This is a genomic window from Lederbergia panacisoli, assembly GCF_024626525.1.
Classification (GTDB): Bacteria; Bacillota; Bacilli; order Bacillales; family Bacillaceae_C; genus Lederbergia; species Lederbergia panacisoli.
Genome location: NZ_JANJGU010000001.1, coordinates 328329 through 345522 on the forward strand (window position 1 = coordinate 328329; position 17194 = coordinate 345522).

The following is a 17194-nucleotide window of genomic DNA, read 5'->3' on the forward strand; positions in this document are numbered from 1 at the left end:
CCACATATTTCTTATGACCTTATCATGATACCTAATCCTAATTACATTGTAACGAAAAGGCTGTCCCTTGACAAATCTTACCGATGTTATATGATTTTTTTAGCTACATTGATAAGGAGTCGAAAAAGGTTAATGGGAAGAGTCATTGCATTATTATTATTATTAATTCCCGGTATTTTATCGGGTTATGGTATTAAATTAATGAGGGATATGTTATTTGGAAAGCTACTTTCCCCTTTTCCATATTTATGGATGCAGTTCTTTGCTGGTCTTTTGTTTTTTATATTAGGACTAGGGTTTATCGCAGGTTTCATCCTGCATCGTGACAGAAAGAGAAATCAAGTACAGGAACGTTTCAGGCAAAGAAAACGTTAACTTTGCTTATAGGAGCTTGCCTTTTTGCCACGCTCCTATTTTTTACTTTTTCTTAATTTCACCGCTTTTTCGGGAAAGTCTGTGATAATGGCCGAACAATTTATTTGCAAAAGTCTTTTTATATCACGTTCTTTATTAACTGTATAGGGTCTAACAGCAATTCCATTTTCCATCGTTGTTTTAATAATGGTATCAGAGATTGATTTTAATTTCGGATGAATTCCTTTAGAATTCAGGGAAAATGCATACTCCCAAGGCCTGTATAATAGGTCGCTATAAAGGGGAGCAGTTTCAATTTCCGGCCAATTATTCACTATATAAACAAGTGAATAGTGATTAAATGAAGAAATAACAATACGATTTTCATAACGGAATTCTTTAATTAAAGCGATTACTTTTTCTTCGAGACCTTCATATGGGAGATCATTATTTTTAAGCTCGATATTACAAATTAACTGATTTCCTTTCATCCATTCAAATACTTCCCTTAAAGAGGGGATTCTAGCAGTTTTTTTGAAAAAATGCTTATAATGATAATTGGCTTTTAACTTTTTTAATTCCTCCATGGCAAAATCCGTTACTCTTCCAGTTCCATCTGTTGTTCGATCTACTGTAATGTCATGTATAACTGCAATATCACCGTCAAGCGTTAAATGTACATCAAGTTCGATTCCGTCCGCACCAAAATGCTCAGCTGCTAAAAATGATTCCATTGTGTTTTCAGGATGTGTTCCAGCAGATCCTCTATGTGCTAAAATAATGGTCATAATTGTCACCGCCTAATTGTGTATAGTATCATAATACCCTGCATTAGCATGAGTTGATAATATTTTTTTCATATAAATTAAAAAACCTGTCCTTTTAAAAAGGACAGGCGCTTGATATTAGATTTGATGCGTTTACGAAGCTTTATGCTCCAATCTCAATTTGTCAGCGACCATGGCGATGAACTCTGAGTTCGTTGGCTTCGCTTTTGACATACTTACTGTATAGCCAAATAAGGAGGATATTGAATCAACATTCCCTCTGCTCCATGCCACTTCAATAGCGTGTCGAATTGCCCTTTCGACCCTACTTGCGGTCGTATTGAATTTTTTGGCAATATCCGGATAAAGAACTTTCGTTATAGAGCCAAGCAATTCAATATCATTATAGACCATTGAAATTGCTTCTCTTAAATATAAGTACCCTTTTATATGTGCTGGTACTCCGATTTCGTGTATGACTGAAGTAATACTCGCCTCCAAGTTTCTTGGCTTTGTTTCATTTTGGGCTTTAGAAGAGATTGTACTCTTCCTCTTAACTTGGCTAGCTTTGCCGCTAACTTGGCGAATATGGTTCGCCAAATGATCCATGTCAAATGGCTTAAGAATAAAATAAGACGCTCCGAGATCGACTGCTTTAGTTGTGACATCTTCTTGTCCGAACGCAGTAAGCATTATAACATTAGGAAAAACAGTGCCCGATTCACGAAGTTGCTCCAGCACACCTAGTCCATCCAAATGTGGCATAATTATATCTAATATCAATACGTCAGGATTCGTATCTTCCACTAACTGCAAGCAATCCTGGCCATTATGTGCTGTACCTACAACTTCCATATCTTCCTGAGATGAAATGTAATCATCCAGCAAACCAACTAACTCTCTGTTGTCATCTACAATACAAACTTTGATTTTTTTCACTATCCATTTCCTCCTCAAGTTCCAAAAATAATTCAAAATTATGTCATTAATAGTTAAATACGCCAAAGATGATGAAATTCCTTTAAATTTTTTCAAAATAAATAAAAAACAATATAAAACCTTAATATTCCTTTGATTTCCTTCGATTTTCGACAACTTTAGATAAAAAATATTATTTTTGTCGAATACTCTGTGTATCCCTCTTACTCCTTCCATTAAACCACAAAAAAAAGAGGGCGAGCACCCTCAACTTGCTTTTTCTGTATTTTTCTCATAAATATCGATTCCAGCTTCATGGAGCATCCATTCAATATGGACACCGTAACCTGATGTTGGGTCATTTACAAATACGTGGGTAACGGCCCCGATAATTTTTCCCTTTTGAATGATAGGGCTTCCACTCATTCCTTGCACAATTCCTCCAGTTTTACTGAGTAGCTTTGGATCCACCACTTTTATGACCATTCCTTTTGTAGCAGGAAATTTTTGAGGAATCGTGCTTATAACCTCTATGTCGTACTGTTCCACTTTATTGCCTTCCACAACCGTCAAAATTTTTGCAGGTCCTTCTTCTACTTGATTAGACAATGCAATTGGCATTGGTTTATCAAATATTCCATTCTTTATATTTTGTTTTAGCTCACCGAAAATGCCAAATGGACTGTTCGTTTTAATATTTCCAATGACATTTTTATTGGAAGAAAAACGAGCAAGTTTTTCTCCAGGTGCACCATTTTTCCCTTTTTCAATCGATGTAACGGTTGAATTGACAATTTGTCCATCATCCACTACGATTGGTCTTTTCGTATCCATATCAGAAATGACATGCCCTAAAGCCCCATACTTTTTAGTTTTTGGATCATAAAAAGTCATCGTTCCTATTCCAGCAGCCGAATCGCGGATATACAATCCCAATTTATATGTTTTTTCCTTTTCATCCAGTTTCGGATCTAAAGTAGTATCAATTGTCTCCTTGCCGCGTTGAATCGTTATTTCCAGTTTTTTCCCCTCTTGCCCAGCTTCATTAACAAATGATGCTATCTCAGCCATATGATTGATTTTTGTTCCGTTTATTTTTGTAATAATGTCTCCCACTTTTATCCCAGCTGCTTCACCAGGAGATTGTTTTTCCTTTTCTGCAGATACTAAATGGTGTCCGACTACGAGCACACCCAATGTATTCAGTTTTACTCCAATTGATTGGCCGCCAGGGTATACCTTAAAATTTTTCAACACATTTACATCTACTTGCTTGATGGGAAACCCGGCCATTTCTAGTAGTATTTTATCTTTGCCAGCTTGTTTTCCTTGTAATGATATTGCTTGCTCACTTTCCTCTAATTCAATATTTTCACTTGATGAAGGTGTCGAAACATTTACTGCGGTTGCTTTTGAAATGTCATATTGTTGTCCTTCAAACAACGTAATTTGATTCGGTATGTGCATATATTGTTGAAATGGCTTATAAACAATAAGCATTAGAAGTGAAACAAGGAGAATTCCACCTGTTATTTTTCTTAATATTTCCAACATCCTATTGATCACTCTCCTCGCTTTCTAGCCCACAACTATAATTTAGCCTGCTTTAGGCTCATTTATAAGTGGAAGCAAGGAAAAAAGCTGTCCAATGAAGGATAGCTTTTCAAGTTAACTTTTTGGTATAGGTAATATCTAGCAATTCTTTCGCATGTTTTATTGTTAAATCCGTGATTTCAACTCCAGAAATCATCCGCGCAATTTCCGAAATTTTTTCTTTTTTTCCTAAAATCTTTAAAGACGTCCTTGTTCTCCCTGATACGGCTTCTTTGGAAATTAGTAGATGAGTGTCTGCCATTGCGGCAACTTGAGGAAGATGTGAAATACAAAGGACTTGAGAAAATTTTGATACTTGATAAATTTTTTCGGCAATAGCTTGCGCAACCCTCCCACTAACACCAGTATCGACTTCGTCAAATATGATTGAAGTAATACCTTGATGTTTGGAGAAAATCGTTTTTAAGGCCAACATCATTCTTGATAATTCCCCACCCGAAGCCACTTTTGATAATGGCTTTAAAGGTTCACCAGGATTTGTTGAAAGATAGAAGACAACATCATCTAAGCCATCTTTGGCAAAGTTAGGATTATTTTCAGAATCCTTCCCAAACACGGGCTCAAATACCGTTTTATCCATATACAGCTCTTTTAATTCTCTGTGGATGGCAGTTGTTAATTTTCCAGCCCACTTTTTTCTTAAAAAACTTAAGTTTGTCCCTTCGAGCACCAAATCTTCCTCAAGTGAGGAGAGTTTAGATTCAAGTTCTCCAATTCGGGCATCGCGGTTAATTAACATTTCTATTTCTTCTTCTATCTTCGAACTGTACTCAAGTATTTCAGAAACAGTTGATCCGTATTTTCTTTTCAATTGATTTATTTCGTTTAATCTTTCTTCTATTACATTCAAACGTTCTGGATCAAATTCCAAGCTGTCTAGTTCGTTTCTAAGCCTATCAGCGGCCTCCTCCAATAAATAATAACTATTTGCCACTGATTCCAATACATGCTCATATTGCTTATCTAAATCGGCTGCCGTTTCCAAATGACTTATCGTATGACTTATATAATCAAGTCCGTGTTGTTCTCCTTGAAGTCCCTCATATCCTGCTTTAAGACTTGCAAATATTTTCTCGAAATTTCCTAACTGCCTTCTTTCATCGGCTAATGATTCATCTTCATTGATTTTTAATTCTGCATGACGAATTTCATTAAGCTGAAATTGTAATAAATCGAGCCTTTGTACCATCTCTTGCTCATTAAGTTTAAGCTGTTTTATTTTTTTGAGCGTTGCATCATATTGTTTAAATATATCTTTGTAATTTTGCAAAGCAGGTGCTATTTCAGTACTGCCATATTGATCTAATAACGAAAGGTGGATAGACTCGTCCATTAATTCCTGATGCTCGTGTTGTCCGTGAATATCAATTAATGTACCACCAATTTCGCGCAAAGTGGATATCGTAACAAGCTTCCCATTCACCCTGCATACACTTTTCCCACTACTCGCTATTTCTCTTCTTAAAATAATCATTCCTTCTTCAATATCAATTCCAAATTCTGCTGACCTTCCGTAACATGGGTGGTTTTCTTCAAGAAAAAATAATCCTTCGATTTCAGCTTTATTCTCCCCATGACGGACAAATTCTGCTGAACCACGACCTCCAACAAGTAAATGCAGCGCATCTATAATGATTGATTTTCCCGCTCCTGTTTCCCCTGTTAAAACGGTTAATCCTTTTTCAAAAGAGACGGAGATTTGGTCAATGATTGCAAAGTTCTTGATAGATAGCTCTTGTAACAAGAGTTATTCCCCTCACTTCCTACAGCATTTCTATAAACTTTTCGTTTATCAAAATCGCATCTTCATGTGTACGGCATATGATTAAACATGTATCATCTCCACATATAGTTCCCATAATTTCTTGCCAATCAAGATGATCGATTAATGCACCAATAGCCTGGGCATTACCGGGAAGGGTTTTCATAACAAGTAAGTTTTGAGCAAAATCAATTCCAACGAAGGAATCTGTAAGTGCACGCTTTAATTTTTGGAGTGGATTAAATCTTTGATCTGCAGGCAAACTATATTTGTATCTTCCATCAGGCAATGGAACCTTGACTAAGTGCAATTCTTTTATATCCCTGGAAACTGTTGCTTGTGTGATGTTATAACCATCACTTTTCAAATATTCCACTAAATCATCTTGAGTTTCTATTTCTTTTGTACCGATCAATTCACGAATTTTGATATGACGCTGTCCTTTTGTCATCATACTCCCCACCCTTAATATAATCACGTGCATTTTTATACTACTTTATACATTATAAAATTTAAGAGTAAAAAGGGCAATCCATAAGGAATGCCCTAGTTTCTTAAGTTTAAATGTGTATGAGCTTGTTTTACAATTTCATGAATATTTACGGATAATTTATCTGTTCCTGGGTGATCCGTTTTGTGATCTCCAGACCAATGTAAGTGAAGTAAAAACTCAATGTTTCCTTCTCCGCCTGTTATTGGTGAGTATGTGATGTTAATGACATCATAACCTTCTTGAAGTGAAAAATCTTTAATCTTATTAATTACTTCTTCATGAATTTTAGGATCTCTTATTATTCCTTTTTTCCCAACTTGCTCTTTCCCTGCTTCAAATTGAGGTTTAATTAAAGCGATGACGTCACTCTCATTGCAAAGTAATTGTTTTAAAACTGGTAGAATAAGCTTTAGTGAAATAAAAGATACATCAATACTCGCTAAATTCGGCATTTCTTTAATAAAATCAGCTGGATTTACGTAACGGAAATTTGTTCTTTCCATAACGACCACACGTGGATCGTTTCTCAGCTTCCAAGCGAGCTGATTATAGCCGACATCTAGGGCATATGATAATTTAGCACCGTTTTGCAGTGCACAATCTGTAAATCCGCCTGTGGATGCTCCGATATCAAGCAAGATTTTGTCATGGACAGAAATATGAAATTCTTTTAATGCTTTTTCAAGCTTCAAGCCACCTCTGCTGACATAAGGTAGAATATTTCCTTTTATTTGTAAAGGAATATCCTCGTTTACCTTATCCCCTGGTTTATCAAGCCTTATTTCGTTCGAAAAAACAATTCCAGCCATAATGGCTCTTTTAGCCTTTTCGCGAGTTTCGCTTAGGCCTCTTTCCACCAATAATACATCAAGTCTTTGTTTTTTTGGTTTCATATATTTATGCCCTTTTTTTCTTCTCTGGCAGCATAGAATGAAGTTTCAAAGCTATTTGTTCCGATGTCATTCCAATCTCAGATAATAATTCTGAAACATTCCCATGCTCGATAAATTTGTCTGGTATTCCAACACGATCAATGATTGCATGATGGAATTCTTGATCATGTGCGTATTCCAATACGGCGCTTCCGAATCCCCCTTGCAAAACCGCTTCCTCAATGGTCAATACCGGTATTCCCGTCTTCAAAATTTGATAAAGCATCTTATCATCGAGTGGTTTTATAAACCTTGCATTGACAACTTGAACAGACACACCTTTCTTTTCCAACATGAGGGCTGCTTCCATTGCCATTGGAATGGTTGTTCCAAATGTTAGGATTGTGGCATCTTTTCCTTTTCTAAGGATCTCCCAAGTGCCGATAGGAATTTCTTTTAATTTACTATCCATTGGGACCCCATAGCCATTTCCACGAGGAAATCTCATCGCAATTGGGCCATCATCATATTTTACTGCTGTATATACCATATGTTGTCCTTCATTTTCATCCTTTGGCATCATGACGACCATATTTGGCAAATGTCTTAAAAATGACACATCAAAGACGCCTTGATGGGTTTCCCCGTCCGCCCCAACAAGACCAGCACGATCAACTCCGATAAATACATTTAAATTTTGCCTGCATATATCATGTAAAAGTTGATCATATGCCCTTTGCAGGAAAGTAGAGTATATGGCAAGAAATGGTTTCATTTTTTGGGTAGCAAGTCCTGCTGCCATCGTAGTGGCATGTTGCTCCGCAATGCCAACATCAAAGAATCGATTTGGAAATTCTTCAGCGAACTTTTCAAGCTTCGATCCGACCGGCATTGCCGGTGTAATCGCTACAACTCTCTCATCTTCCCGAGCTAATTTTCGAACGGTTTCACTTACTAATGAGCTCCAGGAAGGTGCTGAGGCAACGGATTTAATGACATCGCCTGTTTCAATTTTATATTGGCCAATCCCATGCCATGTTCCGATCCGATCATCTTCTGCTGGACTATATCCTTTTCCCTTTTTCGTAATGACATGAAGAAGAACAGGACCTTCCGTTTTCTTTGCATACTGAAAGTTTTCAAATAAATCATTAAAATCATGACCATCAATTGGTCCAAAATACGTGAATCCCATTTCTTCGAAAAATACTCCGGAAACAAGTAAGTACTTTAAACTGTCTTTTACTTTTTCTGCTGTTGCGGCAAGCTTTCCTCCAACGGCCGGAATTTTTTTCAATAAATATTCAAGTTCGTCCTTAGCCCATTTATATTTCCCGGCTGTCCTTAACTTTGATAAGACATTATGAAGAGCACCAACGTTAGGAGCAATAGACATTTCATTATCATTTAGAATGACGGTAATATTTTTCTGGCTATCGCCGATATGATTTAAAGCTTCGAGAGCCATTCCACCAGTGAGGGCGCCGTCACCAATTACAGGGATAACGAAATTGGATTCCCCTTTTATATCTCGGGCAATCGCCATCCCCATTGCAGCCGACAATGAAGTAGAGCTATGCCCGGTCTCCCATACATCATGGATGCTTTCAGACATCTTAGGAAATCCGCAAAGACCTTTATATTGTCTTAGGCTATCAAATTGGTCCGCTCTTCCAGTCAAAATTTTATGAACGTAAGATTGATGGCCCACATCCCATAAAATTTTATCTTTTGGGCTGTTAAAGCATTTATGAAGGGCTAGCGTCAGTTCAACTACACCTAAATTTGGCCCTATATGCCCACCTGTTTTTGATAATTTTTCAATAAGGAATTTCCTAATTTCTAGGCTTAATTCCTCAAGTTCTGTATGATTCATTTTTTTGAGAAATGAAGGGTCTTTAATTGATAAAAGATCCAAAAGGACCACTCACTTTCGTTTTTTGGAGTTTTTCTTTGTTTTTTTTCTTTTATTGTCCTTAATAATGGTAATATGAAATTTTTCTTCAAGAAATTGTAATAATTTCCCTACCTGAAATATTATATCTCGTGAATAAGTAATGGCAAATGATTTGCCAAATGCTTTTCCCCCTACTGTAACAGCTGCAATGAGGCTCGTCAAACCTACGTTAATTCCGTATTCTAAAGCGGAATTTTCTGATATCTCCATACTATGCGCAAGTTGAATAATAACGAGTGCCGCTGCAGTCCCACTAATAATTCCGGAAATATCTCCAATGACATCATTACAGAAGTTTGCAAAACGGTCAGCATTCCGCACAATCCGAATGGAATGTTTTGCGCCATAAACTTTTCTTGCAGCCATAGAATGAAAAGGTGTTTCATCAGCAGCTGTAGAAGCTATTCCTATCATATCAAAAAGAATTCCAATAAGGACAATGAAAAGAACAACAAGAAGTCCAAAGGTCCATGATACACCATGCAAGACTCCAGTAGATACGATTGAAAAAATAGCCGCTAGCACAAATGTGATAACGGCTATACTGATACTCCATTTAATTGATTTATTTACCATTTCTTTCATAAACGATTGTTTCACCATTTTCGGGAAATTTAGTTGGATGGTCATAAAAAGAGTAAAAATTACGGCTTAGGTCCAGTAGGTTTTCCCAGACAAGTGCCAGATGTCGCCATCATGGTGGTTTCCCTTTAAACTCATCTTGACAGTGTCGCCAGCTGTCAGACTGGATTACCACTTAGTCCGCACTATAATCCTCAAATTATGTCCAAAAGAACAGTCTAGGAGATTTCCTCAGCAATCTTTAACCTGATTCCTAGCCTCTTTTGCAAAACTGATTTCATATGGACGGAAGAAAACAGAACGATGGCCAACCGATCTGCATTTCTATAACCATAATCCCCTCAAGCTTCACTCAAGGCAGGCTACGCTGCTTGTGATGCCCACATCACGTTGCAGGTCTATACTTCGTTTTTCGCGCATATGCGTTTAAGCCAGCTGAAAATCACGAAGCCTCCGCGGTAAAGGGTCAACGCCCACATGCCTTTGTGGATCGCCCTTACACCTTTACTCCCAGCTCCGACCCAAGCCTGGGCGACTCAAGCCGGAACAAGGAACTTCATCGATGTGCCCTTTGGTGAATTTTTAGGCCCACCTTCAGAACCGGTAGATTGACTAGAATACTGCACCATCCAACAATATGCAAAAATTATACCATAATATTAACTTTTCTTCAATTTGACCAGCTTTTAAGCTTAGCGATTTTTATAGATAGGAGTCATTTTAAAGATACGTCTACCCTTTTAGATTGAAATTCAATGTTTATTTTTAATTTCAGTCAGCACAAATAAACTTATATAAAAGTTGATTCCCGCTCTAGATACTTGTTTCCGCGGGCAGTCTGGTTAATCTCCTCTCTCGCTATACACGACTGTGGGGTCTAGATTTAGATTTAATCAAGAATAAAGCCTAATTCTCGATTATAATCACGATTATTTCGATTTAGTCGAGAATAATCCATTAATTCTCGATTAAATCAATAATTATTTCGGTTTGGTCGAGAATAAATCCTTAATTCTCGATTAAACTCATAAACAACTCATTTTAGTCGAGAATAACGCATTAATTTCCATAATACGGAAATGGGTATAAAGAGATTCGATTTAATCACAAACTTTGATGCCCATTGTTGTAAACATTTTATTGATTTTTACATACGCGAATATTAAACTTATAATTATAGTCTCAATTTTTTGAAGGTTGGAAAAATGAAGGGGAAGTCTCCTAAGATCAAGGAGGCGGAATAGTTTTTTTGCAGGTGCTATGGAAATATTCAGGTGCTAACACACAGTTCGGACTGGAAGCAAGATGCTGTTTATAAGACTTTTTTTAAAATAGTATCCGAATACAGAAAGGCGGTTAATCATGAAGAAGCAATTATGGTTAATCATATTCTTATACGCAGTACTACTAGCTGGATGTTCACTTCTATATAATCATTTTATTCTGAATGACAAGGTGTATAATAAAGAGGTTGAGCTGAACGAAATTCAAAATAAAAACGAGATTCAAATGACTTTAAATAAAGTCATTTACTACAATAACATGGATGAACAACGTATTTCAGTTACTTTCAAACTTGAAAATCTAGGGAGCTCCCCCGCTGTATTAACAGCAACAAAAAATCAAGAAAGTTCGGATAGCATGCTTCTATTGAAAAATCCAAAAAAACACTTTCTTTTGGTAGGACACGGTTTGGACGATATAGTAACAAAAAAAGAGGACGATACTGCGATTATTTTTTCATTTCCGGCTGGAAAACTATCATCTTTTGAAGCAGATTTTCTAGTAGATAACAAGTTATTAGAGGGTCTAGAATGCCATATCCCACTTTTTATAAACAATGAAAAAGTAGAATTTATCTTTCCTATTCCTTCTCCGAATGAAATTGATGATTAGGAATTGACCTTAAAAAAAGACGACCGCAATATCCATATTGGGATATTACGGTCGTTTTTTAATACATTATCGATCTCTTCCAGCCACTACATCCGTAAGGTATTGAAGCAAATCTGTTTTTAGATTGGTTTTATTGATCGTCGCTTTTGCCTCGTGAATTTGATAGGCTAAATGTTCTTTTGCACCCTCAAGAGATAGTAATGAAGGATATGTACTTTTCTTTTTTTCTATATCACTGCCGATTCGTTTTCCAATTTTATTTTCGTCGCCGATCACATCAAGAATGTCATCACTAATTTGGAATGCGAGTCCTAGATGGCGAGAAAATTTTTCGAAGATATCAAGTTCTTCATCTGTTGCACCAGCGATTTTCGCTCCGGCCATCACACTGTATGTAAGAAGTCTACCAGTTTTATGATGGTGGATGTATTCTAATTCCTTTAAATGCAATTCTTGATTTTCAGCTTGAATATCTGCAACCTGGCCACCAACCATCCCTTCCGGACCAGCGCATGTAGATAACATATTCATTAGCCAAATTTTTTGATGATCATCTAGCAGCCCGTCTTTCGCAATTAGTTGAAAGCTATAAGTGAGCAGTCCATCACCGGCTAATATAGCAATTGCTTCCCCAAAAATTTTATGGTTGGTCGGTTTTCCACGCCTCAAATCATCATCGTCCATAGAAGGTAAGTCGTCATGGATTAAGGAATACGTATGGATCATTTCCAATGCACAGGCGGTAGATAAGCCCATTTCGGGATTTTTACCAAAAGCATCGATTGCGGCAAACAAAAGAATTGGTCTAATTCTTTTTCCGCCTGCTGTCAACGAGTATAACATTGAGGCTTTTAATGCTTGTGGGGCCTTTAGTTTATTGATAGATGAAGATAGCTGTTGTTCTAGCATATCTTTATAGTTGGAAATAAATGTTTCGTGTTCGATGGTCAAGCTTACTCCTCCTCTTGAAGAAGAAAATCTTCCTCCCCATCATCTGTCAAAATTTTCGTAAGCTGCTGTTCAGCTTTTTTCAGTTTATCATGGCAAAGCTTTGAATACTCAATCCCTTTTTTATATATTTCAAGTGCCTCCTCTAATGGAATATCTCCTTCTTCAAGTCGCACGACAATTTTTTCCAGGTTGTTCATCGCTTCTTCAAACGTTATTTTCTCATCCATTACTTTCACCTTTTTCTATATGATCAATTGTACAAACATACTCCCCATCTGTAACTTGTAAAGTAATTTGATCCCCTATATTAGCTTTATCGGCAGTATTAATTATTTTACCAGCATCAGTATAGGCAACACTATAACCTCTTCGTAATATATTTAATGGACTTAAAGCTTCCAAAGTAGCAACTTTCGTAGAAAACTCACTGGACTTTTGATTGTATATGATTTTTGCCTGTTGTGAAAGCTGTTGCTTAATGCGAATAAACCTCTCTTTATGCATTTGCAGTTTCATTGCAGGGTGATGAGTTGCCAAAACTTTATGTAGTCGTTGAAATTGATCCATTTTTTGAAATAGTATTTTTTCTTGACCTCGCTGCAATCGATCTGTCATTCTGTCAACAGCTTCCCATTTCTGCTCGTATAGTTTTCGTGGATTTCGTAATATATAGGAATTTTCTAACAGGTTCAGTTTTCCTCTATTTTCTTTTGTAATCTCTGCCATCCCACGATAAAGGCGATTCTTTCGATTGAGTAACCGCTCCATCAAGTCCTCAATATGCGGTACTGCAAGCTCTGCAGCTGCAGTTGGTGTTGCGGCCCTTACATCAGCTACAAAATCAGCTATTGTAAAATCTGTTTCATGCCCTACTGCTGAAATAATAGGAATACGTGAATTGAATATAGCTCTTGCAACTGCTTCTTCGTTAAAGGCCCATAATTCTTCAATGGAGCCCCCGCCCCTTCCGACAATTAGCACATCTGCGACAGATAGGTCATTTGCTTTTTTGATTGCAGCGGCAATCGATGCTGAAGCCTGTTTTCCTTGGACCAGAACAGGAAGAATGGTAAGTTTCCCAATTGGATATCTTCGATTAATTGTCGTAAGGATATCTCTTATTGCCGCTCCAGTCGGCGAAGTAATGATTCCAATTTTCCTTGGATAACTTGGAATCTGTCTCTTTCGATCAGGATGAAATAATCCTTCTTGTTCGAGCCTCTTTTTTAGCTGCTCATATGCGAGAAATAGTTCTCCAATTCCATCGGGCAGCATTTCTTGAACGTATATTTGATATTGTCCACTTGATTCGTATACGGTAATGCTTCCTCGTATCAAAACATTCATGCCATTTTCAGGGTTAAATTTCATAGATTGTGAGTAAGAAGAAAACATAACAGCCATGATTCTTGCTGATTCATCTTTTAACGTAAAATAAAGATGGCCGCTTGAATGTCTTTTAAAATTCGAAATTTCACCTTTTACATAAATATTTGATAAATGAGGATCTACATCAAATTTTCGTTTTATATATTTTGTTAAAGCCTTAACAGATAAATATTGCTGTTCCGTCATATGCAACACCTCAGAAAGAAAAGCTGAATCCACTCTTTAGGATGTCAGCTTCTCTCTTATGTTAGTCTTTATTCTAAGATAATTCCAACTTATTTACGATTAGCAAGTAATTTTTGTGCAGATTTTACAGTATTGAACAATAACATTGTAATGGTCATTGGTCCAACTCCACCAGGAACGGGAGTAATATAGCCCGCCTTATCAAAAACATCATTATAATCAACGTCGCCGCATAATTTACCATGTTCATCACGATTCATACCAACATCGATGACAACGGCACCTTCTTTTACATATTCAGCAGTGATCATTTTAGCCCTGCCGACAGCCGCTACTAAAATATCTGCTTCTCTCGTATAAGACGCTAAATCCGGTGTTTTTGAATGGCAATAGGTTACGGTAGCATTCTCGTTTAAAAGCAACTGACCAGCGGGCTTTCCAACGATATTGCTTCTGCCGACAATAACAGCATGCTTTCCCGCTACTTTCAGTTCCATATATTTTAACATTTGTAATACACCGAAAGGAGTACAAGGCAGGAATGTATCTTGTCCTGTCATCATTTTCCCAATATTAACGGGATGAAATCCATCCACATCTTTATTTGGAGAAATGGTTTCTATCACCTTCGTCTCCGAAATATGCACTGGAAGTGGGAGCTGAACCAATATTCCATGAATATCATCTCGATTATTTAATGTCTCAATCTCATTGAGCAGCACTTGCTCTTCTACATCCTCAGGAAGCTCAATTAGCTCCGAATGCATACCAATTGCTCTGCAGCTCTTTTGTTTTGAAGTGACGTATGTTCGAGATGCTTGGTTATTTCCTACTAAAATAACCGCAAGCCCTGGCTTGATTCCTTCCGCCGTAAGCTTTGCGACTTCCTGTTCAAGCTCTGCCCTAATATGTTTCGATATTTCTTTTCCGTCAATAATTGTTGCCGGCATCATGATTCCCCCTACTTATTCTCCCTTGACCTTCGATAAGATTCCATTAATAAATTTTCCGGATTTGTCATCGCCAAATGTTTTTGCAATCTCAATCGCTTCATTGATTGCTACGTTTTCAGGTATATCTTCGCTAAATTTCATTTCATAGATGGCAAGCCTCAATATGTTCACGTCGACCTTTGATAGACGATCTAGCGACCAATTTTCGAGATGCTTGCTAATTTTTTGATCAATCTCGTGAAGATGCTTCAACGTTCCTTCCACTAAATCTTGTAAAAATTGATCCGCCTTCTGATCTTCTAAAACAAATTCGATGGCATGGGAAGTTTCAGCCCCACTTATATCAATTTGGTATAAGGCTTGCAAAGCTTTTTCGCGAGCAACTCTTCTTTTCATGTTTGTTTACTCCTTTAATGATTGAAAAAGCCAAAGGATTACCCTCTGGCTTTTATTCGTCTAGAGCAAGCTGCCTATCTACCAGCGAATTTCTTGTCCTTCTTCCTACGATAAGGAAGCCCGGACTAGTCCTGTTTATTTTAAGACTAGGCTAGAAGTTTGTGCTATGTGGGATAGGCACTTACGCATTTGATTATTATTCCTCAAATTCATTGCTTTCTTGCTTTTGGGTTTCAAAAGCTACCCCAACGATATGAACATTTACTTCTTCCGCTTCAAGTGCTGTCATATTATATAATGTTTGTCTAATGTTGTCTTGTACTTCCTGAGCCACAGTAGGAATGGAAACGCCGAAATTCATGAGGCAGTACACATCTACTTTTATTCCCTCATCTGTCAGTTCAACCCTTATCCCTTTGCCGTGATTTTTTTTGCCAAGTCTTTCTACAACACCTGTAGCAAAACTTCCACGCATTTGTGCGACACCTTCAACTTCAGAAGCTGCAATTCCTGCGATTACTTCGATTACTTCCGGAGCAATTTCTATTTTCCCTAGAGTTTGACCATTCTCCTGTGTCATTTCAAGCATGTTCAAATTCTCTTCCATTTAAAACACCTCCGCTTATTTTACTTTCATCACATCGTGGATTTCAAGAAACTTCGTATTAAAGTCCCCACTTACAAAAGTTTCATTTTCAAGTAAATTTAAATGAAAAGGAATGGTCGTTTTAATCCCATCAATCACAAACTCTCCCAATGCTCTTTTCATTCTAGCTATCGCTTCTTCACGTGTAGCCCCATATGAAATAACCTTTGCTATCATTGAATCATAATATGGCGGAATTGTATAGCCAGGATATGCACCTGAATCTACACGTACACCAAAACCTCCTGGCGGCAAATACATTTCAATTTTGCCTGCTGATGGCAGAAAGTTTTTCTCAGGATTTTCTGCATTGATTCTGCATTCAATGGACCAGCCACGGAATTCAACTTGGTCTTGAGTTAAAGATAGTTTCTCACCTGAGGCAATGAGAATCATTTCTTTTATGAGATCAACTCCTGTCACCATTTCGGTTACGGGATGTTCAACTTGAATACGCGTATTCATTTCCATAAAATAGAATTTACGATTCTTGTGATCATAAATAAACTCTATCGTACCCGCGCCAGAGTAATCAACAGCTTTCGCAGCTTTGACAGCAGCCTGCCCCATTGTTTCCCTTGTTTCAGGATCCAACGCAGGAGATGGCGTTTCTTCAAGTAATTTTTGCAGTCTTCTTTGAATTGAACAATCACGTTCACCAAGATGAATAACATTGCCAAAATTATCAGCAAGTACTTGGATTTCTACGTGCCTAAAATCATCAACGTATTTTTCTATGTACACACCCGGATTTCCAAATGCGGTCTGCGCTTCCTGCTGTGTAATATTTATCCCTTTAACTAATTCTTCTTTATCCCTGGCAACACGGATTCCTTTCCCGCCGCCTCCAGCTGTTGCTTTAATAATAACTGGATAGCCAATTTTTTCAGCTATTTCAAGTGCTTCTTCGGAATCATTAATAATTCCATTTGAACCAGGTACAATTGGTACACCAGCTGCTTTCATTGTTTCGCGTGCAACATCCTTCGTGCCCATTTTTGAAATAGCTTCAGGGCTTGGACCTACGAATATAATATTACAAACACGGCAAAGCTCTGCAAAATCTGCATTTTCAGCTAAAAAACCATAACCTGGGTGTATCGCATCACAATTCGTTAGCTTTGCAACGCTTATTACATTTGCAGTATTTAAATAGCTGTCTTTAGACATTTTTGGTCCGATACAATACGCCTCGTCTGCTAACTGAACATGAAGTGCCTCCTGGTCGGCTTCTGAGTAAACGGCAACTGTTTCAATATTTAATTCCTTACAAGCGCGAATAATACGAACAGCTATTTCCCCTCTATTTGCTATCAATAATTTTTTTATCATGGAAAACGCTCCTTATCTATGAGTGTACAAAAAGGAGGATAAAAAGGACCAAGAATTTTGAGGCGGCGCAGTTTCGAGTAGCGGAATGTATGCTTTTTGATACATGAGCAGCGGAGAAACAAGCCA

At 37.4% G+C, this 17194-nt stretch carries 17 protein-coding genes; 2 read left to right on the plus strand and 15 right to left on the minus strand.

Going from position 1 to position 17194, the window contains the following annotated elements; genetic code table 11:
• Positions 1-132: 132 nt before the first annotated feature.
• Positions 133-375, plus strand: a complete 243-nt coding sequence (locus tag NQ185_RS01590; protein WP_257579764.1) for a DUF2627 domain-containing protein — start codon at positions 133-135, stop codon at positions 373-375.
• Positions 376-410: 35 nt separating this feature from the next.
• Here NQ185_RS01590 and NQ185_RS01595 read toward each other — a convergent pair whose 3' ends face one another.
• From NQ185_RS01595 to NQ185_RS01630, 8 genes are all read right to left on the minus strand, one after another.
• Positions 411-1142, minus strand: a complete 732-nt coding sequence (locus tag NQ185_RS01595; protein WP_257579765.1) for a glycerophosphodiester phosphodiesterase — start codon at positions 1140-1142, stop codon at positions 411-413.
• 132 nt (positions 1143-1274) lie between these two features.
• Positions 1275-2060, minus strand: coding sequence for a sporulation transcription factor Spo0A (spo0A, locus tag NQ185_RS01600; RefSeq protein WP_257579766.1), 786 nt, complete (start codon positions 2058-2060; stop codon positions 1275-1277).
• Positions 2061-2306: 246 nt separating this feature from the next.
• On the minus strand, positions 2307-3593 hold the full coding sequence (spoIVB, locus tag NQ185_RS01605; RefSeq protein ID WP_257579767.1) for a SpoIVB peptidase: 1287 nt from the start codon (positions 3591-3593) through the stop codon (positions 2307-2309).
• A 109-nt stretch (positions 3594-3702) separates the two neighbouring features.
• Complete coding sequence (gene recN, locus NQ185_RS01610; protein ID WP_257579768.1) at positions 3703-5397, minus strand: DNA repair protein RecN; 1695 nt, start codon at positions 5395-5397, stop codon at positions 3703-3705.
• Positions 5398-5416: 19 nt separating this feature from the next.
• Complete coding sequence (ahrC, locus tag NQ185_RS01615) at positions 5417-5866, minus strand: transcriptional regulator AhrC/ArgR (protein WP_257579769.1); 450 nt, start codon at positions 5864-5866, stop codon at positions 5417-5419.
• Positions 5867-5961: 95 nt separating this feature from the next.
• Positions 5962-6801 (minus strand): TlyA family RNA methyltransferase, encoded by an 840-nt coding sequence (locus NQ185_RS01620; protein WP_257579770.1) that lies wholly within the window; start codon positions 6799-6801, stop codon positions 5962-5964.
• 4 nt (positions 6802-6805) lie between these two features.
• The gene (dxs, locus tag NQ185_RS01625; RefSeq protein WP_257579771.1) at positions 6806-8698 is read right to left on the minus strand and encodes a 1-deoxy-D-xylulose-5-phosphate synthase; all 1893 of its coding nucleotides are present in this window, start codon (positions 8696-8698) and stop codon (positions 6806-6808) included.
• Positions 8699-8707: 9 nt separating this feature from the next.
• Positions 8708-9322: a hypothetical protein gene (locus NQ185_RS01630; RefSeq protein WP_257579772.1), complete on the minus strand. Its 615-nt coding sequence runs from the start codon at positions 9320-9322 to the stop codon at positions 8708-8710.
• A 1359-nt stretch (positions 9323-10681) separates the two neighbouring features.
• Here NQ185_RS01630 and NQ185_RS01635 point away from each other — a divergent pair.
• On the plus strand, positions 10682-11215 hold the full coding sequence (locus NQ185_RS01635) for a hypothetical protein (RefSeq protein WP_257579773.1): 534 nt from the start codon (positions 10682-10684) through the stop codon (positions 11213-11215).
• Positions 11216-11281: 66 nt separating this feature from the next.
• Here NQ185_RS01635 and NQ185_RS01640 read toward each other — a convergent pair whose 3' ends face one another.
• From NQ185_RS01640 to accC, 7 genes are all read right to left on the minus strand, one after another.
• Complete coding sequence (locus tag NQ185_RS01640; RefSeq protein WP_257579774.1) at positions 11282-12166, minus strand: polyprenyl synthetase family protein; 885 nt, start codon at positions 12164-12166, stop codon at positions 11282-11284.
• A gap of 2 nt (positions 12167-12168) precedes the next feature.
• Entirely contained in the window at positions 12169-12393 is a 225-nt protein-coding gene (xseB, locus tag NQ185_RS01645; protein ID WP_257579775.1) for an exodeoxyribonuclease VII small subunit, read from the minus strand.
• Positions 12386-13741 carry an exodeoxyribonuclease VII large subunit gene (gene xseA / locus NQ185_RS01650; protein ID WP_257579776.1) on the minus strand — a complete coding sequence of 452 codons (1356 nt, stop codon included), beginning with the start codon at positions 13739-13741 and terminating at the stop codon, positions 12386-12388. The genes xseB and xseA overlap by 8 nt, the downstream gene beginning before the upstream one ends.
• Before the next feature lie 89 nt (positions 13742-13830).
• Positions 13831-14691 (minus strand): bifunctional methylenetetrahydrofolate dehydrogenase/methenyltetrahydrofolate cyclohydrolase FolD, encoded by an 861-nt coding sequence (gene folD / locus NQ185_RS01655; protein ID WP_257579777.1) that lies wholly within the window; start codon positions 14689-14691, stop codon positions 13831-13833.
• Positions 14692-14706: 15 nt separating this feature from the next.
• Positions 14707-15090 carry a transcription antitermination factor NusB gene (gene nusB / locus NQ185_RS01660; protein WP_257579778.1) on the minus strand — a complete coding sequence of 128 codons (384 nt, stop codon included), beginning with the start codon at positions 15088-15090 and terminating at the stop codon, positions 14707-14709.
• A gap of 196 nt (positions 15091-15286) precedes the next feature.
• Entirely contained in the window at positions 15287-15697 is a 411-nt protein-coding gene (locus NQ185_RS01665; RefSeq protein WP_257579779.1) for an Asp23/Gls24 family envelope stress response protein, read from the minus strand.
• A gap of 15 nt (positions 15698-15712) precedes the next feature.
• A complete protein-coding gene (gene accC / locus NQ185_RS01670; protein ID WP_257579780.1) occupies positions 15713-17068 on the minus strand; it encodes an acetyl-CoA carboxylase biotin carboxylase subunit in 1356 nt (451 codons plus the stop codon).
• Positions 17069-17194: the final 126 nt, after the last annotated feature.